Genomic DNA, 25,159 nt, shown 5'->3' on the forward strand with positions numbered 1-25,159 from the left:
CTCGCTTTCCGACCAGCTTAAGTTTCTAAAAAAGGTTAATCAATTCTTTTATAAGTGCCGTCAAAAATATATTAGCCAATGCAACCGGAAGCAGCACCTTCCATCCGAATTCCATCAATTGATCGGCCCTTATACGAGGAAAGGTTACACGAATCCAGACCAATACATAGAATACGGCACTGAACTTCAGACCGAACCAGATGGCTGCCGGAATAAAATCCAAAAACGGAATAGAATTCCATCCCCCTAAAAATAATACAGTGGTTAGCGTTGCCATTGCAAACATATACACATATTCGGATAACATAAAGAATGCCCAGCGAAATCCAGAGTATTCAACATGATAGCCAGCAACAAGTTCGGATTCCGCTTCCGGAAGATCAAAAGGAACCCTGTTCAACTCGGCAACCGATGCAATAAAAAAAACGATAAACGCAATCGGCTGAAGAAAAATGAACCAAACCCTTTCCTGGGCTGCAACTATATCATTCAAGTTTAAACTGCCTGTTATGAGGACGATTCCCACTAGCGACATCACCAAAGGGATCTCATAAGATATCATTTGCGCGGCTGCCCTCATTCCGCCAATCAAAGAATATTTATTATTGGATGCCCAACCCGCTGTGACGATGCCGATGGTCGATATGCCGGAAATCGCCATATAATAAAGCAATCCGACACCTATATCAGCAAATTGAAAGGCATCGGTGAACGGCAAGGTGGCAAGGACCATGAAAGCAGGGGCAAAAGCAATCACCGGAGCTAAAATATATAACGGCTTATCAGCTTTTTTCGGTATCGTATCTTCCTTGATCAGAAGTTTCAAAACATCGGCAACGGTCTGCAAGAGACCCCATTTCCCCCCAATTTGGTTTGGGCCGACACGCATCTGCATGAATCCCATGATTTTTCGCTCTGAAAGGATTCCATAGGTTACAAACCCTAATACGACGAACAGGAGCAGGACTGCCAAACCAAAAAAAATGCCAAAATTCAGCAGGCTTGGAGCGGAGTGGAGAAGGTCCTTGATCATTTATCCATCCACCTCCCCTAAAACTATATCGATTGCACCTAATATCGTTATCAAGTTCGCCATATTTTCCCCTTCCAATAATTTCGGAAGTATTTGCAGATTATAAAATGAAGGTCTGCGAAATTTCAAACGGTATGGCTCTTTTTTCCCTTCACTCGCGATATAACAGCCGATTTCCCCTCTTGGTGATTCAATTCTGACAAATGCTTCACCCTTAGGAACCTTTATTATTTTGGGGACATTTGCAAGGACTGGCCCTTCTGGAAATTGCTCAACCGCCTGCTCGATGATTTTCAGTGATTCTTCGATTTCTTCCATTCTACAGTGATAGCGAGAAAAGGCATCACCCTCTTCCCTTGTAGGAACATCAAATGTGAACCTGTCATAAATCGAATATGGTTCATTTTTTCGTAAATCCCATTTCACACCTGTACACCTTAAGTTGGCACCGCTAAGCGAATACTGCAAGGCTTCTTCCTTCGTATAGATGCCCACCCCTTTAACCCGATTCACAAAGATTTCATTCCCTGTCACAAGCTCATGGTAACCGGCAAGCTGCTCCCTCATATAAGGGACAAACTCGGCAACCTTCGCAATCCAGTCTTCAGGAGCATCCCATTTCACACCTCCGACACGCATATAATTGAATGTAAGGCGTGCCCCTGACAATTCAGTCAATAAATTAACGATCATTTCACGCTCTCGAAAGGCGTATAGGAAAGGGCTCGTCGCACCTATATCCAGCAAGTATGTACCCCACCAGACAAGGTGGCTTGCAACTCTGCCCAATTCCATTGCGATAACCCGCAAATATTCTGCCCTTTCGGGAATCTCCACCCCCATCATTGTCTCAACAGCATGGCAAAGCACATAATTATTTGTCATTGCCGCTAGATAATCGAGCCGATCGGTATATGGGATTATTTGTGTATATTGCAGATTTTCCGCTAATTTTTCCGTACCGCGATGCAGATACCCAATAACAGGTGTAGCCTCTTTTATAATTTCACCGTCAATCTTGATGACAAGCCGAAAAACACCATGTGTACTCGGATGCTGCGGCCCGACATTGAGAAGCATTTCTTCCGTCCTTAACATTGGGCTTACACCTCCACATCATAAGGCTGATAATCTTTTCTAAGGGGATACCCTTTCCAATCATCACCAAGTAAAATCCGTTTTAGATCAGGGTGTTCATAAAAGTTAATACCTAATAAATCATATGCCTCACATTCTGGCCAATTTGCTCCTGACCATAATGAGACCAATGATGGAATAACGGGAGATTCCCTATCAAGCTTCACCTTCAAGGCAACTGATTGGTTCATTTTGAATGAATGTAAATGTACATAGATTTCCATATGGGATTCAAAATCCGTACCATGAAGTTCCGATAAATACGAAAAGTCAAGCTGTTCATCGTATCGCAGAAATTTCGCTATTGAGAAATATGTATCCGGATTAGCCACTAAAGTGGGTACATCTTTTGATAATCTATTAATATAGTGCTCTAATAATGCCCCTTGTCCTAAATGGCGTTCAATAGCAGAAACAATTTGATCGAGTTTCGACTGATTTGGGGAAAGCTCGCTAGGGACGATAACTTCTTCGCTTTCCTTTACAGCGGTCCTGTTCTTCGCAGCAGCAGCTGCTGCTGCCTTCGCCTTGGCCGCTGCCGCCGCCTTTTGCTTCGCTATATCCGTTTCATCTTCCGGCTTCTCCGCACTTTCAGCTTTCGCCTGTTTTCGGGCCAGTGCTGCCGCTTTCGCCTTGGCCGCTGCCGCCGCTTTTTGCTTCGCTATATCCGTTTCATCTTCCGGCTTCTCCGCACTTTCAGCTTTCGCCTGTTTTCGGGCCAGTGCTGCCGCTTTCGCCTTGGCCGCTGCCGCCGCCTTTTGCTTCGCTATATCCGTTTCATCTTCCGGCTTCTCCGCACTTTCAGCTTTCGCCTGTTTTCGGGCCAGTGCTGCCGCTTTCGCCTTGGCCGCTGCCGCCGCCTTTTGCTTCGCTATATCCGTTTCATCTTCCGCATCTGCACTTTCAGCTTTCGCCTGTTTTCGGGCCAGTGCTGCCGCTTTCGCCTTGGCCGCTGCCGCCGCCTTTTGCTTCGCTATATCCGTTTCATCTTCCGCATCCGCACTTTCAGCTTTCGCCTGTTTTCGGGCCAGTGCTGCCGCTTTCGCCTTGGCCGCTGCCGCCGCCTTTTGCTTCGCTATATCCGTTTCATCTTCCGGCTTCTCCGCAGCTTCCTCTTTCGCCCGTTTTCGGGCCAGTGCTGCCGCTTTCGCCTTGGCCGCTGCCGCCGCCTTTTGCTTCGCTATATCCGTTTCATCTTCCGCATCCGCACTTTCAGCTTTCGCCTGTTTTCGGGCCAAAGCTACAGCCTTCGCCTTGGCAGCTGCCGCTGCCTTTTGCTTCGCTAAGTCTTCCTTTTCACTCATCTATATCACCCGCTTTCCGGTTTTCGCCTCGTAACGGATTTTTTCTTTTAACTTATTGATTCCATAAATAAGTGCAGCTGGGTTTGGGGGACAACCCGGTATATATACATCGACAGGTACAATTTGATCTACCCCTTTGACCACTGAGTATGAGTGAACATAAGGCCCACCAGCCGTTGCACAGGATCCCATTGCAATTACCCATTTAGGTTCTGGCATTTGTTCATATAATCTGCTTATTATTGGAGCCATTTTTTTCGTTACAGTTCCTGAAACAATCATGACATCCGATTGTCTGGGTGATGTCCGAAAAAATGATCCAAATCGGTCCAAATCATAATGAGAGGAGCCGACACCCATCATTTCAATTGCACAGCATGCCAAACCGAAAGTCATTGGCCAGAGTGAGTTACTTCTAGCCCAGCCTTTTATTTGTTCAAGTGTGGATAAAAAAATACTGTGTCGCATTTCTTCCATTTCTGCAGGGGTAAGTTCATCTAATTTCAATTCCACTTTAACACCTTCTTTTTCCAAGCGTAGATTAGCCCTAGCATAAGGATCAGGACAAAAAACAGCATTTCAATCAATGCAAACAGTCCGAGTTCATCATAAGCGACCGCCCATGGGTAAAGAAAAACCGTTTCTACGTCAAATATGACGAACATCAATCCGAATAGATAATACCTGACATTGAATTGAACCCTTGAATCCTGAAAAGGATCGATTCCACTTTCATAAGTCGTATATTTCATATCTGTCGGTTTATAAGGCCTTAGCAGTCTACCAAGAAATAAAGCGATCACAGGCAATAAAATGCCGAGACAAAGGAAAACAAATACAATTAAATAATTATTTTGGTAAATATGCAGCTGTCCCATGTTCATCTCCCTTTATGGATAAATCATGTTAAATGGGTTCAATTTAGATTTGCTTGTCTTCTTTTTGGATACCTTTTAAATATTATGCAGGGTGACATTCTTTTAGAAGCAATGTGAAAGGAGGGGGTATGAAGCAATAATTGTAAGCGTATACATTATAACATTAGGCTAAAAGCATGTCGACGAGTTAAGGATTAAAATGGAAAATACTTTACTCTATAATTCGACTTTTTTTTCATTCTACAACCTTTTTTATTAAATATTACTATCCTCAAAAACCTTTTGGTTAAAAAAAACACCTAATCTTACCACGAATGGCTCGATCAGGTGTTTTCATCAATTAAAGTTATCGCATTTCTGCAATTTGGATTCGGTTGATGGCACGTTTAAGCGCTAAATCAGCTCTTTTGGCATCATTTGATCCATCATTGTTCTGCAATCTTTGTTCAGCACGGGCTTTTGCTGCTTGAGCACGTGCAAGATCGATAGTTTCAGCTCTTTCAGCAGATTGAGCCAAAATGGTTACCACATCAGGGCGAACTTCTAAGAAGCCACCATTTACAGCTACATAGTCTGTGTTGCTTCCATTTTTAAGACGGACAGCACCAATGGTAAGCGGGGCTACAGTTGGAACGTGTCCAGCCATGATTCCCAGCTCACCGCTTTTAGCTTTAGTGCTTACCATTTCAACTTCTGCATCATATACTGGGCCATCGGGAGTAACAACATTGACTTTAATGGTCTTCATTTCATTCCCTCCTAGGTCCCTTTAATTAAGCCATTTCTTTTGCTTTAGCAATAACTTCTTCGATGCGGCCAACTAGACGGAAAGCATCTTCAGGAAGTTCGTCATATTTTCCAGCTAGGATATCTTTGAATCCTTGGACTGTTTCTTTAACTGGTACATAAGATCCTTTTTGACCAGTGAACTGTTCAGCCACGTGGAAGTTTTGTGACAAGAAGTTTTGAATTCTACGAGCACGGGCAACGATTACTTTTTCGTCTTCGCTTAATTCGTCCATACCCAAGATGGCAATAATATCTTGAAGTTCTTTATATTTCTGTAAAGTCGATTGCACTTGACGAGCCACTTTATAGTGCTCAGCGCCAACGATTTCCGGGCTAAGGGCACGAGAAGAAGACGCCAATGGATCAACTGCAGGGTAAATACCCATTTCAGAAAGTTTACGCTCAAGGTTTGTTGTTGCATCCAAGTGAGCGAAAGTTGTAGCTGGAGCCGGATCCGTATAGTCATCGGCAGGTACATAGATCGCTTGAATGGATGTAACTGAACCTTTATTTGTTGAAGTGATACGTTCTTGCAATTGGCCCATTTCAGTAGCAAGAGTTGGTTGGTAACCTACCGCTGAAGGCATACGTCCTAGTAGGGCGGAAACCTCAGAACCTGCTTGTGTGAAACGGAAAATGTTATCGATGAAGAAAAGAACGTCTTGTCCTTGTTCGTCACGGAAATATTCAGCCATTGTCAAACCGCTTAGAGCGACACGCATACGTGCACCTGGCGGCTCGTTCATTTGTCCGAATACCATCGCTGTTTTCTTGATAACACCAGAATCAGTCATCTCGTAGAAAAGGTCATTACCTTCACGAGTACGCTCACCTACACCAGCGAATACCGAGATACCGCCGTGCTCTTGTGCGATGTTATTGATAAGTTCTTGGATAAGTACAGTTTTACCAACACCGGCTCCACCGAAGAGACCGATTTTACCACCTTTGATGTAAGGAGCAAGTAAATCTACTACTTTAATACCCGTTTCAAGAATTTCAACTGATGTTGATAATTCCTCGAATGTTGGTGCTTGTCTGTGAATTGGATCACGACGCACCTCTGCTGTAAGTGGTTCAAATAGGTCAATGTTTTCCCCTAATACGTTGAAAACACGACCTAGAGTAACTTCACCTACAGGTACTGAAATTGGAGCTCCTGTATCAACAGTCTCTGCACCACGGGTTAAACCATCAGTGGAAGACATTGCTACAGTACGAACTGTATTATCACCTAGTTGAAGGGCCACTTCAAGAGTTAGTCCTGTACCAGACGCTGTATTTTCGATTCTTAACGCGTTATAGATCTTAGGAAGTTGTCCGTCTTCGAATTTCACGTCAACAACCGGACCCATAACTTGAGTAACGCGTCCTATATTCATCGTTTTCCCTCCTAACGTTGCTTATAACGACTATCGAGTTTATGGAACGGCCAAGCTTCGTCCGGGCCGACCGCCCCTTTAATGATTTTATTCTAAAGCTGCTGCACCGCCGACAATCTCTGTAATTTCTTGAGTGATCGCTGCCTGACGTGCACGGTTATATTGTAATGAAAGTGAGTCGATCAATTCTTTTGCATTATCGGTCGCATTTTTCATTGCAGTCATACGTGCAGAGTGCTCACTTGCTTTACCATCTAACAAAGCACCATAAATCAAACTTTCTGCGTACTGAGGCAGTAATACCTCAAGGATTTCTTCTGCATTCGGTTCAAATTCATAAGAAGTCAATGTTGCATTGGAAGTATTAAAGTCAGCTAACGGAAGGACTTGCTTTTCCGTTACATCCTGCTGGATTGGGCTGACATAATGGTTATAGTACATATAAAGCTCATCACACAGCTCATTCAGATATAAATTCACTGTCGATTTTGCAAGGGAGCTAATGTCAGCGAAAGACGGCTGATCAGGAACCCCAATTACTTCAAGCTCTACGTGCATGTTACGGCTGACAAAGAAATCACGGCCAACCCTTCCGATTGCGATAATGACGAACTCATCATTGGATTTATGGCGTTCAAGAATGGTTTTATGAACGTGGCGAAGGATGCTACTATTGTAAGCCCCAGCCAATCCACGGTCCGATGTGATTACCAAGTAACCGGTTTTCTTAACGGGACGTGAAGTAAGCATTGGATGAGATGCATCCGTGCTTCCGTTCGCAATACTAGATACCACTTCTTGAATTTTTTCCATATATGGAACATATGCTTTAGCATTAGCTTCTGCACGGTTCATTTTAGAAGCAGATACCATCTGCATCGCTTTTGTAATTTGACTCGTCTTTTTCGTTGAAGTAATCCGAGACTTAATATCGCGTAAAGAGGCCATTCATTCTCACCACCCTTTTATAAATTAGTTAGACCTTTATTATTCAGAAATAACGAAGTTCTTTTTGAATTCGTTAATTGCAGCAACGATAGCAGCGTCTTCAGGAAGACCTTTAGTTGTGCGAATGTGATCTAATAATTCCGGATGAGAACGATCTAGGAACACATAGTATTCTTCTTCAAAACGAAGGATATCCGATACTGGAATATCATCTAAATGACCTTTAGTCAATGCATAGAAAATCATGACTTGTTTTTCAACTTTGATCGGTTTGTTTAGGTCTTGTTTTAGAACTTCAACTGTACGAGCACCACGGTTAAGTTTTGCTTGTGTTGCAGCATCCAGATCAGAACCGAATTGAGAGAATGCTTCCAATTCACGGTATGAAGCCAAGTCAAGACGTAAAGTACCGGCAACTTTTTTCATCGCTTTAATTTGTGCAGATCCACCAACACGGGATACGGATAGACCAGCGTTAATCGCAGGACGTACACCTGAGAAGAACAAATCGGATTGCAAGAAGATTTGTCCATCAGTGATGGAAATTACGTTTGTTGGAATGTAAGCAGAGATGTCGCCTGCTTGTGTTTCAACAAACGGAAGCGCAGTGATTGAACCGGCACCTAAAGTGTCATTCAATTTTGCTGCACGCTCAAGTAAACGGGAGTGCAAGTAGAATACATCCCCTGGGAATGCTTCACGACCTGGAGGACGGCGAAGTAGCAAGGAAAGTTCACGGTATGCAGATGCTTGCTTAGAAAGATCATCATAAACCACAAGAACGTGCTTGCCAGCGAACATGAACTCTTCACCCATAGTCACACCAGCATATGGAGCTAGGTATAAAAGTGGTGCTGGTTGAGAAGCTGATGCAGATACAACGATTGTGTAATCCAAAGCACCATTTTTACGTAGTGTTTCAACAGTTCCACGAACCGTTGATTCTTTTTGACCGATAGCAACATAGATACAGATCATATCTTGGTCAGCTTGGTTAAGGATTGTATCGATCGCAACTGATGTTTTACCAGTTTGACGGTCACCAATGATTAACTCACGTTGTCCACGACCGATTGGAACTAATGCATCGATTGCTTTAATACCTGTTTGTAAAGGTTCATGAACTGATTTACGGTCCATTACACCTGTTGCAGGGCTTTCGATTGGACGAGTTTTTGTCGTAGCGATCGGGCCAAGACCATCTAATGGCTGTCCAAGCGGATTCACGACACGTCCGATTAATTCTTCTCCAACTGGCACTTCCATGATTCTGCCAGTACGGCGAACTTCACTGCCTTCTTTAATGTCTCTGAATGGTCCAAGAATAACAACACCCACGTTATTTTGCTCAAGGTTTTGTGCTAATCCCATTGAGCCATTGGAAAATTCTAAGAGCTCCCCAGACATTGCATTATCTAAACCATGAACGCGTGCGATACCATCACCAACAGTGATAACCGTACCAACATCGCTTACTTTAATTTCCGACTGATAGTTTTCAATCTGCTTTTTAATCAGCGCACTGATTTCTTCAGCTTTGATGCTCATGAATTTCACCCCTATCTGTGAATATTAACCTAATAGTTGTTTGCTAAGGCGATCTAGCTTACCGCTAATCGTCCCGTCATATATGCGGTTACCGATTTGTAGTTTGATGCCGCCAAGGATATTGCTATCCGTAACATTAGTAATGCGTAAATTTCTTTTGCCGATTTTTGCAGCAAAAGATGTAGACACAGCTTCCACTTCCGTTTCAGTCAATGGACGAACTGTATAGACCGTTGCATCAGCTACTGAGTTTTCTTCATTCGCATGTTCGATGAACTCTTGTGCCATTGCTGTCACATCATCTGTACGATGACGTTCCACCATTAACATCACAGTGTTTTGAACGGAAGAAGAAAGGCTTGCAAAAGCATTTGCAATCAAAGCGCCTTTTGCATCTTTAGTCATTTTAGGATGAGCCAGGAAGCTTAATAGCTCATTATCATTTGTGAAAACTTCATTCACTATGCGAAGCTCTTCTTCAAGTTGGTTAATGAGATTTTGCTCTTTCGCAATTTGGAAAAGGGCAACGGCATAACGCTTTGCTACTGTTATATCGCTCATTTCCCTTCTCCTGCCTCTTGAATGTAGTCATTAATCAATTGCTCTTGATCTGCTTCGGATAGTTCTTTTTCTATTACTTTAGAAGCAATAAGTACGGATAAAGATGCCACTTGCTCGCGTAATGCCGTAATGGCTTTTTCTTTTTCCTGTACGATTTCACGCTTAGCTGATTCTTTGACGCGGTCAGCTTCAAGACGTGCTTGATTCACGATCTCTTCACGCTGTGCTTCACCTTGAAGTTTTGCGTTTTCTATAAGTTGTCCCGCTTCAGTGCGAGATTGTTTTACGATTTCACGTTGTTCTTCTAAATATTTAAGTGCTTCTTGTCTGCTAGCTTCAGCTGCTTGAATTTCATTTGCAACATGTTCTTCACGTTGAGTCATGATGCCCATTAGAGGACCCCATGCAAATTTCTTCAGCAACGCTAACAAAATGATAAACATTACTAATTGGTATAACATGTCTCCGCCATTAAAGCCCTGAGACGTTGACCCAAGTACAAAGCTGCTTGTTAACACGCTTGGTTCACTCCCTTCACGAGTTTCACTTCTTAAAGCGTTCATTATATGAACTTTAGAAAACTATGCTCTTAAACTGTATAAAAACAGGATTGTGGACATAAAGGAAAGGCGAAGGTTCACATGGAACGAACTTCGCCATTTTTGAACTTTTTAAAGGTTCTATTAAGCACCAAATACCATAAATGCGATTACTACCGCGATGATAGGCATCGCCTCAACTAAACCTACCCCGATGAACATTGTTGTTTGAAGCATACCGCGAGCTTCTGGTTGACGAGCGATACCTTCTACTGTTCTTGAAACGATCATACCATTACCAATACCTGCACCTAGTGCTGCCAAACCAATTGCAATTGCTGCTGCAAGAAGACCTACTGAACCTGTCATTATAAATATCCTCCTTAGATTGTATCAAAATTTATTATTTTTTTAGTTCTAAATGAACTTATAATTAATGGTCGTCACTGACTTTATGAGACAGATAAACCATTGTTAACGTGACAAAGATAAACGCTTGGATACTACCGACGAAAATACTATAGCCTTGCCATACTAATGTAGGCACAATTGCACCAATAAATCCGGCAGCTCCACTAAATGCTAGGGTTCCCGCTAATAAACTCAGCAAAACTTCACCAGCATAAATGTTACCATATAGACGCAGACCAAGTGTCAAGGAGTTTGTAAATTCCTCTACAAGTGTCATTGGGTTTTTATAAGCTTTAAAGTAACCCTTGGCGCCTTTCATTTTTATAGCATAATAATGCGTTAAACCTAAAACCATGACTGCAAGAGTCAATGTGATAACTGGGTCGGCTGTTGGTGATTTCCACCAAAGCACTCCATCGTAACTAATTGCAAACGGAAGACCTAGCATATTGGACACAAAAATGTACATTAGCAAAGTCATACCAAGCAGTTGAAACTGACCACCTGTTCTCCAGTCCATGTTACTATTAATAATACCCTTAACAAAATCCATAATCCATTCCATGAAATTCTGCATCCCAGTTGGCTTCATTGCCAGCTTACGTGTACCAAGCACAGCAAGTATGAACACAACTAGACTGGCAACTGTAATCATTAGGACGTTACTCAAGTTAAAGGTTAGACCCATAAAATCGTATAAGGGTGCTCCATGATTCAACTATATTCACCTCTCTTCCCCGCTATCGACGTATTAATTGGATGAAAAAATCTATAAAAATGACAATATAAGCTGTCATTAATCCCCATACAACACTAATCAGATGAAAATGCTCCGGAAATTCCAATGCAATGAGTACCGCTAGACCTGCGGATGCCATTCGTGTCATCGTCCCAAGAGATTTAGTTTTCTTTCCCTCATCAAGCGCCTGACTGAATTTTTTCATTTTCTGATTGATCAGCCATAAATTGTATAAACTCAAACTCGTACCCAGTATAAGCCCAGCAAAAACGGCTTGATAACTCGTAAGTCCCCATCCAACAACATAAACCGCCAGAAGAAAAATTATATATTTACTCTGCCTGTTGAATATGATTTTCATTTCTGGCATTTTCATTTAATCTCCTGAGAAATATTTTCGAACTGAATGGAGCATTGCTTGTAAACCTAATGCAAGTCCACAAAGAAGGCCAATTACTAATAGCAGCGGTTCGAATCAAAGGTTCTGTCAAATCATCTTTCTAAAAAGAAGATACCGATCAAAACTGATCCGACTATTTGAGAAAGAATCGCTGACATCAAAGTCATAGCCATTTTAGACGGCGATCATTTGACGCAAGTTGCATCCTCGCGGTTGAATTTGGTGGAGGATAGAAAACATTTCATGCTGTAAAAATCTGCATGCCGGGCTACTGAAAACCCTCTCATTTTACATCCTTTGTTAGCATACAATAGGCTAGAATCATTGTCAATGAGTGGTTAGTGAAATTTGTCACAGGTTTGTAATTATTAACGAATTGTTCACAAATTATCTTTTTTCTTCTATTGACATCCGTTTTATTTTACTTATTGTCATCTGTTCACTCAATAAGTAACGTCTTTTCTATCCGATCTTCCCTTCCGCCCCTCCTCGCAAAGATTATCGCTTTATACACTCCTTTGGGCGGCAAGTCCTTTTTCAATACATCTTTTTTGATCAATCCGGAAGGTGCCGATCTCGACCAATCCAAATATCCAGCGAATTTCAAGCTATCTTCCTCATAAAGGGCAATACCGAATTCTTCAGCCCCACGCGGAAGGTACATTTCGTACCGATATGTGCCTTCCTTGTCCCCTTGGCCAAAATCAAATCCCATTATCCTTGGATAATCAGGCTCTTCTTTTACATATAAATAAGGAAGGGATATTCTTTTGGCTCCTTCCATTATAATGAGGTATCCATCAAAGACTCCCTTTTTAAGCACGGCTGGGTTAACCTGCAGTCCCACTTTTATCCGTTTCTTTTCCTTCGGATTCAAAGTAAGGGATTTTGGCAATTCCCAAGTGAGTCCCGTCTCTTTTAATGGGACCATAAAAGAGTACTTCCTCCTTTTCGTTCCGGTATTTTCTATGACTATCGTTTCATGATGCTCTTCAATTCCTTCTTTTTTTGTATACATCCCAAAGGACAATGAGCTTGGATTCAAGAGCGTGTCCGCTTTTAATGCTTCGTCGATCTGAATGCGTCCAGCCCCCTGTTCATATGTGTGATAAAATTGATTCGCAGATTTCCTCAATGGCTTGGAAGTGCTCATCAATGCAGATTTCACTTGATCAGGATTCCAATCCGGGTGTTTTTGCAGGATTAATGCGACTGCTCCTGCAACATGCGGTGCGGACATACTTGTTCCATCCAAGGACATATATCCTTTAGGAACGGTGCTTTCAATTTCCACTCCCGGTGCCAATACGTCAGGCTTTATTCCCCATGATACGGTTACCGGGCCCCTTGAGCTAAAATCCGCGAGCCTATCCTGCTCGTTCTTATAAATAAATTGAACGGTTTTGCTTTGCCCTTGCTCCATGATTTGCTTAAGCTGCAATCCATCTCTTCTATTAATAGAAGCAGCTGGGATGTTCATTTCTTTTTCCAAGCTTCCAGTAAAGGTACCGCTCGTATTATTATAAACAATTACCCCCTTTGCACCTGCCTTTTCTGCATTGGATACTTTCTGCTGGAAGGTAAGTGTGCCACGTTCCATCAAAACAATCTTATCCCGAACATGTTTCAGTTCTTTTTCATTACCCAGTCCCCCATATATGACATCCTCGGAAAACGTCAGGTTCCATTTTTTAGAGCCTTGAAACAAGGTTAAATGCGATTGGTGCTTTTTCGATCCAAGTCCGTAAATCATATACGGAACCCTTAAGGGAGGAGTCGATGCCCCAACGGAAATCGCTTTTTCCGCTGTTCCGGGTGAGCCGACGGTCCATACAGCCGGACCGGAATTCCCATTTGATGTCACGGCAACTATTCCGCTTTCCACAGCCTTATTCAATGCAAGGGAGATAGGCAAATCAGGGCCATTGACGTTATTGCCAAGAGAGAGGTTCAATACATCCACCTTATCCTTCATGGCTGACTCAATAGCCGTCAAGACTTGATCCGTATCTCCTGCTCCACCTGGTCCCAAGGCTCGATATGCATATATCTCCGCCTCTGGTGCGACACCTTTCATTTTTCCATTGGCTGCAATGATTCCTGCCACATGAGTACCGTGTAATGTATTCAGGTCGCCTTGATTTTTGGTTTCCATCGGGTCTTCATCACCATCAACCAGATCCTTCCCACCTTTATAAGCTCGTTGCAAATCTGGATGTGTATAATCGATGCCAGTATCGATTATCCCTACTTTTACCCCTTTCCCGGTAATCCGGTGATTCTCCTTATCAAAGAAACCCCTGACCCTGCCTCCTCCTATGTACGGGACACTTTCATCCAACACGGCTTGATAAACAGATACTTCCGTTACAGCCTGAATTTCGTCCTCCTTTTTAAGTTGTTCTATCTCATTCATCTTCCCATGAAGGGAAAATCCATTCAGGGCAACCGAATAAACATTCCGTAATTGAAGGGATGGATATTTTCCAAGCAGTTTATCGATCTTTTTCCGTTGAAACGCCTTATCCATCGTGACAACAACCGTTACTTCCTTAGATTCTGATAGTTTTGGTAAAGGCGGCAGAATGACGGATGCCAATCCCTTTTCATTTTGATAAATAAATACAAAAAGGAAAACAAACACTAGAAACGTTTTCTTTCCCAACATAATCATCCCCTTAGCAGTTATCTTTTCTCAACAACCTTGGAGTATGCAAATAAAAAAAGGAAAAGCGCATGGCTTTTCCTTTTTTATGAGTCAAATCTAGTTGGCGGCATATTTATTTGCTTAAAATAGTAACGGATGGCTTCAGCTATGCGGACCGAAGCGTTTCCGTCCCCATATGGATTTGAAGCTTTGGACATTTTTTTGTGCACCTCTTGATCCGTGAGCAATTCATGTGCCAAATCATATATGGTTTGTTCATCAGTACCCGCCAATCTTAAGGTTCCAGCCGCAATCCCCTCAGGACGTTCAGTCGTATCCCTTAAAACCAGGACAGGTACACCAAGTGACGGTGCCTCTTCCTGGATTCCTCCAGAATCAGTCAAAATCAGATAGGCTCTTGAAGCGAAGTTATGGAAATCCAATACATCAAGCGGTTCGATCAAATGAACCCGCGGATCGTCCCCGAGAATTTCGTTTGCCAATTCTTGAACAAGAGGATTTAAATGGACTGGATATACCACCTGAACGTCATCATGTTCAGCAATGATTCTCTTAACGGCCCTGAAGATATTCCTCATGGGTTCCCCTAGATTTTCCCTGCGATGGGCGGTAAGCAGAATGAGCCTGTCTTCTCCAAGTCCATTTAAAACCGGATGGGAATAAGTGGACCGTACAGTCGTTTTTAAAGCATCGGTTGCCGTATTTCCCGTCACGAAGATATTATCCTTCTTGTTTTCGTTCAGCAGATTCTCCTCCGCTTTCGAAGTCGGCGCAAAATGCAAATCCGCCATCGTACCGGTAAGCTGTCGATTCATCTCTTCCGGATAAGGGGAATACTTATTCCAGGTGCGCAGCCCTGCTTCTACATGACCAATGACAATCTGATTATAAAAAGCAGCCAGACTTGCGACGAACGTTGTGGTTGTATCTCCATGTACAAGAACGATATCAGGCTTAGCTTCCTTCATTACGGAATCAAGACCATTTAATGCTCTTGTTGTAATGTCAGCAAGCGTTTGCCTTTCCTTCATTATGTCCAAGTCATAATCCGGCTGAATGGAAAATAGTTCGAGAACTTGATCTAACATTTGACGATGCTGAGCCGTAACAGCAACGATCGGCTTGAAATGTTCTGGGTGTTTTTGAAATTCGAGTACTAACGGAGCCATTTTGACAGCTTCTGGTCTCGTCCCGAAAATGGTCATGACTTTTATCGGTTTGTTCATTCTTGACACCTCAGCTTCTTTCCTTATTTTGTGCCGAATAAACGATCTCCTGCGTCTCCAAGACCTGGAACGATATAACCATGTTCATTCAGTTTTTCGTCAAGGCCAGCAATATAAATATCAACATCAGGATGGGCTTCTTTTAATGCGTCCACACCCTCTGGAGCTGCAATCAAACACATGAATTTAATATTGACTGCACCGCGCTTTTTAATGGAATGGATCGCTTCGATGGCTGATCCGCCAGTGGCTAACATCGGGTCAACGACAATGCATTCCCTTTCTGCCAAATCACTTGGCATTTTCGCATAATATTCAACAGGTTTCAATGTTTCAGGATCACGGTAAAGACCAACATGTCCGACCTTTGCAGCAGGAATCAGCTTAATGATTCCGTCCACCATGCCTATGCCTGCACGTAAAATCGGGACGATCCCCACTTTTTTACCAGAAAGCATTTTCACTTTCGCTGTGCTTACAGGCGTTTGGATTTCCACCTCTTCCAGCGGCATATCCCTCGTGATTTCAAATGCCATCAATGATGCAACTTCATCCACTAGTTCCCGGAATTCTTTTGTTCCTGTATTTATATCACGTATATAGGCTAATTTGTGTTGAATTAACGGGTGATCGAAAACATAAACTTTTCCCATTTAGCATCTCTCCAATTCCATTGCTTAGTTTTGCGCTCTTTTATGATTTCCCTAATCGAATAGAAAAATTTTCGTGTCTTTTAAAATTCACTTCAACCTATTTTACAGAAAAATGTTTCAATCTTCAATAAAGGTTTAGATGTCAGACCTATTTTCACTATTCGGATTCTTCTAAACACACAGACCTTCTTAAGGCACAAAAAACCGCTCCCTTTAAAAAGGGAGCGGCTCCGATATTACAATGAAGGATATAATTCAAATTTGTTCGCTAATGATTCAACACGCTGTTTTGCTTCTTCAAGTTTAGCTGCGTCCTCATTATTCTTCAAAACAAGTCCGATGATTGCAGCTATTTCATCCATGTCTTCCAATCCGAAGCCACGTGAAGTCACTGCCGCAGTCCCAATACGTATACCACTTGTAACGAATGGTTTTTCCGGGTCATAAGGAATCGCATTTTTGTTCACGGTAATACCGATTTCATCCAAAACATGCTCTGCGATTTTCCCAGTTAGTCCAGTAGAGCGCACATCAAGTAGAATCAAGTGATTGTCCGTTCCATCAGAAACAAGGGTGAATCCTTCTTTCTTCAAACCTTCGCCCAAACGTTTAGCATTGTCGATGATTTGTTGTGCATACACTTTAAAATCAGCTTGAAGCGCTTCGCCGAATGCAACAGCCTTAGCGGATATAACATGCATCAATGGACCGCCTTGAATTCCAGGGAAGATGGATTTATCGATCTTCTTACCGAATTCTTCTTTACAGATGATCATCCCTCCGCGTGGTCCGCGAAGTGTTTTATGAGTAGTTGTCGTTACAAAGTCAGCATAAGGAATTGGGCTTTGATGTAATCCAGCCGCAACTAAACCTGCGATATGCGCCATATCGACCATTAAATAAGCACCGACTTCATCAGCAATTTCACGGAATCGCTTGAAGTCAATTTCACGTGGATATGCACTTGCACCCGCTACGATCAATTTCGGTTTGTGCTGACGCGCTTTTTCCAATACATCATTGTAATCGATACGGTGATCTTTTTCGTCTACACCATATTCAACGAAATTGTAGTTAACACCACTGAAGTTAACTGGACTTCCATGTGTTAAATGACCACCATGCGAAAGGTTCATCCCAAGCACTGTGTCGCCGGTTTGAAGCACTGTAAAGTAAACGGCCATATTGGCCTGAGCTCCAGAGTGAGGCTGTACGTTCACATACTCCCCTCCGAAAATTTCTTTCGCACGCTCACGTGCTAGATCTTCAACGATGTCTACATACTCACATCCGCCATAGTAACGTTTTCCAGGGTATCCTTCTGCATACTTATTAGTCAAGACCGACCCTTGCGCTTCCATGACAGCTTCACTCACGAAGTTTTCAGAAGCAATAAGCTCAATTTTACTTCTTTGACGCCCTAATTCCAGTTGAATTGCGTTAAACACTTGCTCATCTTGCTTTGCTAAACGATTCATTCCGTAATTCCTCCTCAAATTGTGCGTGATTCGCTTTTTAGTATTTATGTGCAACATGCTATCAAATAAGCATGAAAAAGCCTTACCAATAATTAATAGAAAATTCTACTCCATTTTAACATGTCTAATTTAGAAGTGATAGTCTATTTTTATCGAACATTAAATGTTTTTTTATTTAAAAACGTTCGTATTTAACATCAAAATCATGGTAAATAGCTCTTTCACCCTATATTTCATGAGCGAAATCGCCATTCTATTAGTACTACAAAGTAAAGATTTTTCTTGTGAACCTTATCTTGAGCTTTACGGTTTTGCTCAGATTCTATTAAAAAACAGCATTCCCCATCCGAGAAATGCTGTATAACTTACCCATTAAGTACAACTCTTGTTTTCAGAGATGTCCTGATAAACGGCCCGCTCCCCGCCAATCAGTTTAGGGCGGGTTTTTGCCATGGTCACATGTGCATGTCCTATTTCTTTAATGGCAGAGCGAATTGGAACCGCCACATGCTTCAGATGCATACCAATGAAGGTGTCCCCGATGTCTATTCCCGCATCCGCTTTGATATGTTCAACGACGACAGCATCTTTCCATTGCCGATAGGCGTAAGTCGCCATCGATCCCCCAGCTGTTCTTACAGGTACAACCGAAACTTCTTCATAATCATATCGACCCGCGGTTTCCCTTCGCAAAACCAAGGCCCTGTTTAGATGCTCACAACATTGATATGCAACCTGAACACCTGTTTTTTCTTGAAAATCCCTAACTACGGAAAAAATCATCCCCGCAACATCGAGCGTCCCTTCAGTACCGATCCTTTTCCCGATCACTTCACTTGTACTGCAGCCGATTACCAGTAGCTGTTTCTCTTTTAAAGCCGTCTGTTCTTGAAACTCATGTAAAAGCTCCCGAAACTGGTTTTCCCATATCTCAAGCTCATTTGAAAATGTAGCAGCACTTGTCATGAAAACGCATCCTTTCAATAAGAAAACTTGCTTTCAAAAGAAAAGGGGTCTCTCCAAAAACCATAAAAATTAGCTTTGTTTACCTTCATACTCCGCGATCTTACCGATCCTGTTTTGATGACGTCCGCCTTCAAATTCCGAAGTCAGCCATGTTTGTGCAATTTCCCTGGCCAGACCCGGGCCAATGACACGTTCCCCCATCGCTAACATATTGGTATCATTATGCTGGCGGGTCAACTTCGCACTATAGACATCATGAACCAAAGCACATCGAATTCCTTTGACCTTATTAGCAGCAATGCTCATTCCGATTCCAGTTCCACAGATTAAAATGCCCCGATCGAACTCACCGCGTGCCACTTTTTCAGCAACCGGCAAGGCATAATCAGGATAATCCACAGAAGTAGTGCATTCACAGCCAAAGTCCTCAAATGGAATCTGTAACTCATTCATTAAATTCTTTATTTCTTCACGGATATGTATACCACCATGATCCGAAGCAATCGCAACTTTCATCATAATCCTCCTCTAGCTTTTTCAATTGATTTTATTGTGTCACAAAATTATGAAAAGATAAAGGATGTCCATCCTTTTTTCCCCTTAAAGAAGCAGGAAACCGCCTTGGGTTTCCTGCTGTAAAATGTCAAGTGTGAAGCGGGTAATGGTCCTGTTCAACTTTTCCGCTTGCACTTTAAGTTCCATTGCCGATTTTTCGACGTTTTCCATGACCAACGCTTGTTCGCTTGTCAGCTGTCACTTCTTCCGCTCCAGCAGATGTTTCTTCTGCAATAGCAGCAACTTCTTGTGCTGCCTTGATCATACACTTTCCAATTGATGGTCAACAAGCTTAGTAATATCTTTTACTGCAGCGACCACATTATGTATCCTCTTTACTATTTAAGCCTTAAGACTAATTCTTCAATTAATTCCTGCAGCTCCCTGAACGTTTCCCGATAAATGCCTTCAGAACCGCCAAACGGATCTATTATGTCTTTATCATATTTATCGTCAATAATGAATTCTTTTAAAGTAAAAGTCTTATCGGACATCTGGGGATATGCACGGGTAATGACAGATTTATGCCCTTCCGTCATGGTGAAAATATGAGTCGCCCATTCCATCTCCTTCTCGGATAAAGGCGTTGAATGATGATTATGCACTATGTCATTTTCAACCAATACATTTTTAGCATGCGTCGAAGCATCCTGGCCTGATGAAGCATACACGCCAGCGGACTTCACTTCAACGCCCGCAATATTCTTATTTTTCAATATCGCTTCTGCCATCGGGCTTCTGCATGTGTTGCCTGTACATACAAATAATACTCGGATCATTTATGACGCCTCCTTTTTTATTCATTATAAGCTATCGCCCGTTTATTAAAAATCACTCTCATCATGTCTTAGGAAAAAATAAAACCGCCCCGGTAATCGGAACAGTTGAGGAAGGATAGATATGAAGTCACGCGGCTCAAAAAGAGAACAATAATTTCAATCCAAACGCACATAGGATGCTTCCGCCAAGAATCTCACTATACACGCCAAGCAAACCCTGCATTTTTCTACCCAGCAAAAGCCCTGCCCACGTTAATAGGGTGGCAGCAAACCCAAAACAAAGAATGGTTAAAATCGTTTTTGCACCGTAAATCCCCAGGGTTAATCCTACCGAGAAGCTATCCAGGCTTACCCCTAAAGCAAAAATGAATAGACCTTTCCCGACAGGAGCCAGCATCTTATTTTCCCTGACACCAGCTCCATCCTTTTTACCAGGGATAAACATCTGTATACCAAGAATGATCAACAATAGACCGCCGGCGTATGTAGCGAAGGTCCCGAATTTTTCTGAAATGAAACGGCCTGTCCCCATTCCAAGCAAGGGCATCCAAATATGAAAAAAGCCAACTGTCAGCCCTATAAAAAGAATTTGCCTCAACCTTAGCTTAAACATTCCCATTCCAAGGCCGACTGAAAAGGCATCCATTCCCAACGCGAATGCCATTAGCAATAAGGTGATGATTTCTCCAGCAAATGTATTCATTCCAATCCTCCCTCGGACGTGCCTACTACATGTTATGCATGTCCGAAAAGAAATAGAAGAATAAATCAGTCCTTATTACACATGTTCCTTGATGATTTGATGACCTGCAGCCTTCTCAAGCCGGTTCATGACCGCAGCTCCTATTCCATGGTCAGGAAACATTTCACTAAAAATGACATCGACCTCCAGCTCATCAAACTGTCTTAAAGCATCATATAAGCCTGTCGCAACAGTATGTAAATCAGCTAATGAACCTGGGACAACCACATAATCCGCCTTATAATCCTGTTGATGTTCACAAGCCGTTATGATGCCCACCTTTAACCCGTCACTTCTTTTCTCATCCACAAGCTTCTGAAGGAAAGCTTGATTACCCTTGACTAAATATAGAGGGGCCTTCGGAGCATAGTGGGTATATTTCATGCCCGGGGCTTTTGGCGCCGTTTCCTGATTCTTCAAAGCGACATCTTGCCGGACTTCCCCTATTACAGCTTCCAGCTGTTCCAGGGTCACTCCGCCGGGCCTTAATATAACAGGGACTTCAACAGTGCAATCAAGTACTGTGGATTCTACGCCCACACCCGTAGTCCCGCCATCGACTATGCCTGCAATCCGGCCCATTAAGTCATCTTCAACATGTTTAGCTGAAGTGGGACTTGGTTTCCCAGAAGTATTTGCACTTGGAGCCGCAATGGGCAAATCACTCGCACGAATAAGGCCGAGGGCAACCTGGTGATCCGGCATCCTGACAGCCACCGTGTCCAATCCAGCTGTCACAAGATTTGATAGCTGGCCCGGTTTTCGTTTCATGATCAAAGTCAAAGGACCCGGCCAAAATTCTGCCATTAGCTTCCTGGCCTGTTCCGGAATCTCTTCTACAATACCTGACAACTGCTCTTCAGAGGCTATATGAACGATTAAAGGATTATCACTCGGACGCCCCTTTGCTTCGAACACTTTTTTGACCGCCTCGTCATTTTTGGCATTCGCACCTAGTCCATAAACAGTCTCTGTAGGAAAAGCAACCACTTGGTTAGCCTTTAATAATTCAGCTGATTGTGTAATCTGGGGATAACTTTGTAAATTATCCACATTTTTATCCACTGACCAAATTTTCGTTTTCATCTTGAACATCATCGCCTTTTAACATTTCTTATTTTATATAATCGCTTTAATATGAACGATATTTTCAATTTAACGTACTAATTTCACTTAAAAGATACTTTGAAAGTATAAAAGAAGTATACACATAATTCAAGTGTTATCCACAAATTGGGGATAACCATATCGAATCCGTGGATAAGTTTGTGGATATTAATGATTAATGACAGATTTTTTTGATTTTTTGTTAATAACCCTGTGGATATGTTTTTATAATTATCTGAAAGTAAAAAAAAAGGGCCGCTGCCCCCTTTTTAAAATAGATCATTGAATATTTCTGCAAATAAGGACTTCACTTCCACCTCAGGCTCCTTATCCCCTTCATATAATTGTTGACCTTGTTCATTGGATGCCGCAAGTTCAACCTTGTTTTCTTCAACATTCCCATCACTGACTTCCTCTGCCACTTGTTCCTTATCTTTTACTACCATCACTTCTTCTTTTACCTCTTGCTCTATAACCTCTTCTTTTACCGTTTCTTCCGTTACTTCCTCTTTTACGCTCTCCTCCATTACCTCTTCTTCAACTTCTTCCTCGGGCCCTTTTTCCTTTTCAGCCAACACTTCTTCTTCAATTTCTCCCTCTGCAACAGGTTTACTCTCTTCATTCGTTGCAGCATACGCCTTCCCTTCCGAAGTCAGGGATCCTTCATCTTCTTCCTCGACAATCGGACTTTGACTTACAGCCGTCCCATTTGAAAAATCCAAGAAACATAATGGCGGAAATAGAACACACCACCAATTAGCGCCTTCCCCATCACCAAGTGTGATAATCACTGCTTCATAATCCCCTGCCGGATATAAATACTGCCCGTAGAGTTTTGTCGGAAATTCCGCTTGTCCAAAATCGACTTTTACTGACTGCTCCAACCCCTGTTCCTTTATAACTGCCTCAGCCGTCGCTTGGATATCCGGTAGATGCGAGGTGATCACATCCCTCGCTTCATCCAAAGAAGTAAGCTCCTCGACCCACTTTGTGATATCTTCATTTACCTCATCCCTAATAAGCCGTTTAACCGCTTGATCCTTTTCTTCATCACTATTAGCAAGTATCCGCAGACGAATCGCCTCATCCGGGATCACCTTCATATCTTCTGCACCGACCACCTCCGCTTTAGGCATATATATACTTACGATCGTTCCTATAGTTAAGATTAATAGATAGATAATGGCTAAATGTTTTGTTTTCATCGCCTTCGCCCCCTCACATGAATTAGTCTCACCATTTTCCAGCTATCTTAAACTAGCAAAAATAAAAAAAGTTGATAGCTGGAAATATAGATTCCAAAGGATAATGGGGATGGTGCCCATAAAAAAATCCGTCTCACAGAAGGGAGACGGATCACTTTAATGCAGCAAAGACCATTCGATCTTTTTCATTTATGTCATTTACAATGGATACTTCTGCGGCTGGAAAGGTTCGTTTCAATAAATCGGCAACCGCCTTACCCTGTCCAGTGCCCACCTCAAAACCGATCAGCCCAGGCACCTTCATGATCAAAGGTAACTGCTCCATAAAGCGTCGGTAAAAATCCAGCCCATCGATACCGGCAAATAATGCACGATGTGGTTCATGTCCTGTCACGACTACTGACATGGATTTATGATCATCATCTGGTATATATGGCGGATTCGATAAAAGGATGTCCACCTTCTGATTCATGTTCATGAAAGGCAAAAGCAAATCACCTTGCATGAACTGCACTTCGGCACCAAGTGATTCTGCATTTTTCTTCGCCACCTCAAGCGATGGTTCCGCTATGTCCGTGGCCGTCACCAACAGGTTTGATTTTTCAAGTTTCATTGTTATGGCGATTGCGCCGCTGCCGGTCCCAATATCAGCTAAATGAAGCTTCTGTCCCTCCATAAAAATGGCCGGGAGTTTACGTAATGTATAATAAATCAATTCTTCTGTTTCCGGTCTCGGTATGAGCACTTCTTCATTAACAAAGAAGGTCCGTCCATAAAATTCTTCACTGCCGATTATATATTGGATGGGCGTTCCCTCAGCATGCAGCTCAATAGCGGCCTTAAATTGCCCAAAATCCGCTTCACTAAGCTCATCATGAAGGTTGGCCAGCATTTGGGAACGAGTTTGTTTTAAAAAGTGCTGTAACAGGATTTCCCCAGCATTGGCATCACGATCATTTTCCTTTAAAAAAGAAGAAGCCCATTTAAGGGCTTCAAACACTTTCACGGCAGAATTACTCATCTGCATTTTCCAGCCTTGAAGATTGGTCTTCCATGATTAATGCATCAACCACTTCATCCAGCTTACCTTCCATGATTTGATCCAGCTTTTGAATCGTTAAACCAATACGGTGGTCGGTAACGCGGTTTTGCGGGAAGTTATAAGTGCGAATCCTTTCAGATCGATCGCCCGTTCCAACAGCAAGCTTCCTATTTTGATCATATTCCGCCTGTACTTCGCGTTGGATTTTATCGTACACCCTGGCACGCAAAACCTTCATTGCTTTTTCTTTGTTCTTGATTTGTGATTTTTCATCTTGACAGGAAACAACCGTATTCGTCGGAATATGAGTCAAGCGCACCGCGGACATTGTCGTATTGACACTTTGCCCTCCAGGACCGCTCGATGCAAAGGTATCGACACGAATATCCTTATCATGAATTTCAACTTCCACTTCCTCAGCTTCGGGTAAAACGGCAACCGTGGCTGTAGATGTATGAATCCGTCCGCCTGATTCAGTTTCAGGTACTCGCTGAACGCGATGTGCCCCATTTTCGAACTTCAATTTTGAATAAGCGCCATTGCCATTAATCATGAATATGATTTCCTTATAGCCGCCAAGCCCTGTAGGACTTGCTTCAATGACTTCAGTCCGCCAACCCTGCACCTCGGCAAAACGGCTATACATTCGGTATAGACTGCCTGCAAATAAGGCCGCCTCATCTCCGCCTGCCGCTCCGCGGATCTCCATGATTACGTTTTTATCATCGTTAGGGTCCTTCGGAATAAGCAATATTTTCAGTTTATCCTCAAGGTCTTGTATGGTATCTTCAAGTTCATTGATCTCTTCTTTTACCATTTCACGCATATCCGCATCAAGTTTCTCCTCCAGCATCGCCTTTGCTTCCTGGAGTTGCTCACGAACCGCTTTGTATTCTTTATAAGTCGATGCGGTATCTTGTATGCTGGATTGCTCCTTAGAATATTCCCTTAGCTTCTTGGAGTCATTAATGATCTCCGGGTCACTTAATAGTTCATTCAATCTTTCATATCTATCTTCTACAGCTTGCAATCGATCAAACAAATTATTCACCTCATAAATTTTCCAAAA

The 25,159-nt window shown here is 42.5% G+C and carries 27 protein-coding genes and 1 pseudogene; all 28 read right to left on the bottom strand.

Annotated features, from left to right (window positions below; genetic code table 11):
* Positions 1-25: 25 nt before the first annotated feature.
* The 28 genes and pseudogenes from nuoH to prfA all read right to left on the bottom strand — a co-directional run bounded on the left by nuoH (position 26) and on the right by prfA (position 25,132).
* Entirely contained in the window at positions 26-1,033 is a 1,008-nt protein-coding gene (gene nuoH / locus V3595_RS15470; protein WP_485908138.1) for an NADH-quinone oxidoreductase subunit NuoH, read from the bottom strand.
* Complete coding sequence (locus tag V3595_RS15475; protein WP_485908140.1) at positions 1,034-2,131, bottom strand: NADH-quinone oxidoreductase subunit D; 1,098 nt, start codon at positions 2,129-2,131, stop codon at positions 1,034-1,036.
* 5 nt (positions 2,132-2,136) lie between these two features.
* Positions 2,137-3,474: an NADH-quinone oxidoreductase subunit C gene (locus tag V3595_RS15480; RefSeq protein ID WP_485908142.1), complete on the bottom strand. Its 1,338-nt coding sequence runs from the start codon at positions 3,472-3,474 to the stop codon at positions 2,137-2,139.
* The gene (locus V3595_RS15485; RefSeq protein WP_170946902.1) at positions 3,475-3,951 is read right to left on the bottom strand and encodes a NuoB/complex I 20 kDa subunit family protein; all 477 of its coding nucleotides are present in this window, start codon (positions 3,949-3,951) and stop codon (positions 3,475-3,477) included. It abuts the gene before it with no gap.
* A 26-nt stretch (positions 3,952-3,977) separates the two neighbouring features.
* Positions 3,978-4,352 (bottom strand): NADH-quinone oxidoreductase subunit A, encoded by a 375-nt coding sequence (locus tag V3595_RS15490; protein ID WP_137017336.1) that lies wholly within the window; start codon positions 4,350-4,352, stop codon positions 3,978-3,980.
* A gap of 346 nt (positions 4,353-4,698) precedes the next feature.
* Positions 4,699-5,100, bottom strand: coding sequence for a F0F1 ATP synthase subunit epsilon (locus V3595_RS15495; RefSeq protein ID WP_034315803.1), 402 nt, complete (start codon positions 5,098-5,100; stop codon positions 4,699-4,701).
* A 25-nt stretch (positions 5,101-5,125) separates the two neighbouring features.
* Complete coding sequence (gene atpD / locus V3595_RS15500; protein ID WP_061465696.1) at positions 5,126-6,523, bottom strand: F0F1 ATP synthase subunit beta; 1,398 nt, start codon at positions 6,521-6,523, stop codon at positions 5,126-5,128.
* An 87-nt stretch (positions 6,524-6,610) separates the two neighbouring features.
* Positions 6,611-7,471, bottom strand: coding sequence for a F0F1 ATP synthase subunit gamma (locus tag V3595_RS15505; protein ID WP_101223833.1), 861 nt, complete (start codon positions 7,469-7,471; stop codon positions 6,611-6,613).
* A gap of 39 nt (positions 7,472-7,510) precedes the next feature.
* Positions 7,511-9,019: a F0F1 ATP synthase subunit alpha gene (gene atpA, locus V3595_RS15510; RefSeq protein WP_048685849.1), complete on the bottom strand. Its 1,509-nt coding sequence runs from the start codon at positions 9,017-9,019 to the stop codon at positions 7,511-7,513.
* A 24-nt stretch (positions 9,020-9,043) separates the two neighbouring features.
* Positions 9,044-9,580, bottom strand: coding sequence for a F0F1 ATP synthase subunit delta (locus V3595_RS15515; protein ID WP_485908144.1), 537 nt, complete (start codon positions 9,578-9,580; stop codon positions 9,044-9,046).
* Positions 9,577-10,098 carry a F0F1 ATP synthase subunit B gene (gene atpF, locus V3595_RS15520; RefSeq protein ID WP_485908291.1) on the bottom strand — a complete coding sequence of 174 codons (522 nt, stop codon included), beginning with the start codon at positions 10,096-10,098 and terminating at the stop codon, positions 9,577-9,579. The genes V3595_RS15515 and atpF overlap by 4 nt, the downstream gene beginning before the upstream one ends.
* 165 nt (positions 10,099-10,263) lie before the next feature.
* The gene (atpE, locus tag V3595_RS15525; protein ID WP_305158418.1) at positions 10,264-10,488 is read right to left on the bottom strand and encodes a F0F1 ATP synthase subunit C; all 225 of its coding nucleotides are present in this window, start codon (positions 10,486-10,488) and stop codon (positions 10,264-10,266) included.
* 64 nt (positions 10,489-10,552) lie between these two features.
* On the bottom strand, positions 10,553-11,248 hold the full coding sequence (gene atpB / locus V3595_RS15530) for a F0F1 ATP synthase subunit A (protein WP_133350965.1): 696 nt from the start codon (positions 11,246-11,248) through the stop codon (positions 10,553-10,555).
* Between the two features lie 22 nt (positions 11,249-11,270).
* Positions 11,271-11,639 (bottom strand): ATP synthase subunit I, encoded by a 369-nt coding sequence (locus V3595_RS15535; protein ID WP_305158707.1) that lies wholly within the window; start codon positions 11,637-11,639, stop codon positions 11,271-11,273.
* A gap of 6 nt (positions 11,640-11,645) precedes the next feature.
* Positions 11,646-11,836 (bottom strand): annotated as a pseudogene (locus tag V3595_RS15540) (AtpZ/AtpI family protein).
* Positions 11,837-12,108: 272 nt separating this feature from the next.
* A complete protein-coding gene (locus tag V3595_RS15545; protein WP_485908146.1) occupies positions 12,109-14,334 on the bottom strand; it encodes a S8 family serine peptidase in 2,226 nt (741 codons plus the stop codon).
* A gap of 86 nt (positions 14,335-14,420) precedes the next feature.
* Entirely contained in the window at positions 14,421-15,563 is a 1,143-nt protein-coding gene (wecB, locus tag V3595_RS15550; protein ID WP_485908148.1) for a non-hydrolyzing UDP-N-acetylglucosamine 2-epimerase, read from the bottom strand.
* 23 nt (positions 15,564-15,586) lie between these two features.
* On the bottom strand, positions 15,587-16,216 hold the full coding sequence (gene upp, locus V3595_RS15555; protein ID WP_101223839.1) for a uracil phosphoribosyltransferase: 630 nt from the start codon (positions 16,214-16,216) through the stop codon (positions 15,587-15,589).
* Between the two features lie 236 nt (positions 16,217-16,452).
* Positions 16,453-17,694: a serine hydroxymethyltransferase gene (locus V3595_RS15560; protein ID WP_063595710.1), complete on the bottom strand. Its 1,242-nt coding sequence runs from the start codon at positions 17,692-17,694 to the stop codon at positions 16,453-16,455.
* A gap of 372 nt (positions 17,695-18,066) precedes the next feature.
* Positions 18,067-18,660 (bottom strand): TIGR01440 family protein, encoded by a 594-nt coding sequence (locus V3595_RS15565; RefSeq protein WP_485908150.1) that lies wholly within the window; start codon positions 18,658-18,660, stop codon positions 18,067-18,069.
* 69 nt (positions 18,661-18,729) lie between these two features.
* Positions 18,730-19,176, bottom strand: coding sequence for a ribose 5-phosphate isomerase B (rpiB, locus tag V3595_RS15570; RefSeq protein ID WP_101223842.1), 447 nt, complete (start codon positions 19,174-19,176; stop codon positions 18,730-18,732).
* A gap of 175 nt (positions 19,177-19,351) precedes the next feature.
* On the bottom strand, positions 19,352-19,480 hold the full coding sequence (locus V3595_RS15575; RefSeq protein ID WP_485908152.1) for a hypothetical protein: 129 nt from the start codon (positions 19,478-19,480) through the stop codon (positions 19,352-19,354).
* Positions 19,481-19,553: 73 nt separating this feature from the next.
* Entirely contained in the window at positions 19,554-19,994 is a 441-nt protein-coding gene (locus tag V3595_RS15580) for a low molecular weight protein arginine phosphatase (protein WP_485908153.1), read from the bottom strand.
* A gap of 136 nt (positions 19,995-20,130) precedes the next feature.
* Complete coding sequence (locus tag V3595_RS15585; protein ID WP_485908155.1) at positions 20,131-20,697, bottom strand: manganese efflux pump MntP; 567 nt, start codon at positions 20,695-20,697, stop codon at positions 20,131-20,133.
* 75 nt (positions 20,698-20,772) lie between these two features.
* Positions 20,773-21,822 carry an L-threonylcarbamoyladenylate synthase gene (locus V3595_RS15590; RefSeq protein WP_485908157.1) on the bottom strand — a complete coding sequence of 350 codons (1,050 nt, stop codon included), beginning with the start codon at positions 21,820-21,822 and terminating at the stop codon, positions 20,773-20,775.
* A gap of 290 nt (positions 21,823-22,112) precedes the next feature.
* Positions 22,113-23,048: a stage II sporulation protein R gene (gene spoIIR / locus V3595_RS15595; RefSeq protein WP_485908159.1), complete on the bottom strand. Its 936-nt coding sequence runs from the start codon at positions 23,046-23,048 to the stop codon at positions 22,113-22,115.
* Positions 23,049-23,199: 151 nt separating this feature from the next.
* Positions 23,200-24,069 carry a peptide chain release factor N(5)-glutamine methyltransferase gene (prmC, locus tag V3595_RS15600; protein ID WP_402904543.1) on the bottom strand — a complete coding sequence of 290 codons (870 nt, stop codon included), beginning with the start codon at positions 24,067-24,069 and terminating at the stop codon, positions 23,200-23,202.
* The gene (gene prfA, locus V3595_RS15605) at positions 24,062-25,132 is read right to left on the bottom strand and encodes a peptide chain release factor 1 (RefSeq protein ID WP_485908161.1); all 1,071 of its coding nucleotides are present in this window, start codon (positions 25,130-25,132) and stop codon (positions 24,062-24,064) included. Before prfA ends, prmC begins: the two co-directional genes overlap by 8 nt.
* Between the last annotated feature and the right edge of the window lie 27 nt (positions 25,133-25,159).

The organism is Bacillus sp. CFBP9009 (assembly GCF_036541465.1).
Taxonomy (GTDB): Bacteria; Bacillota; Bacilli; order Bacillales; family DSM-1321; genus Peribacillus.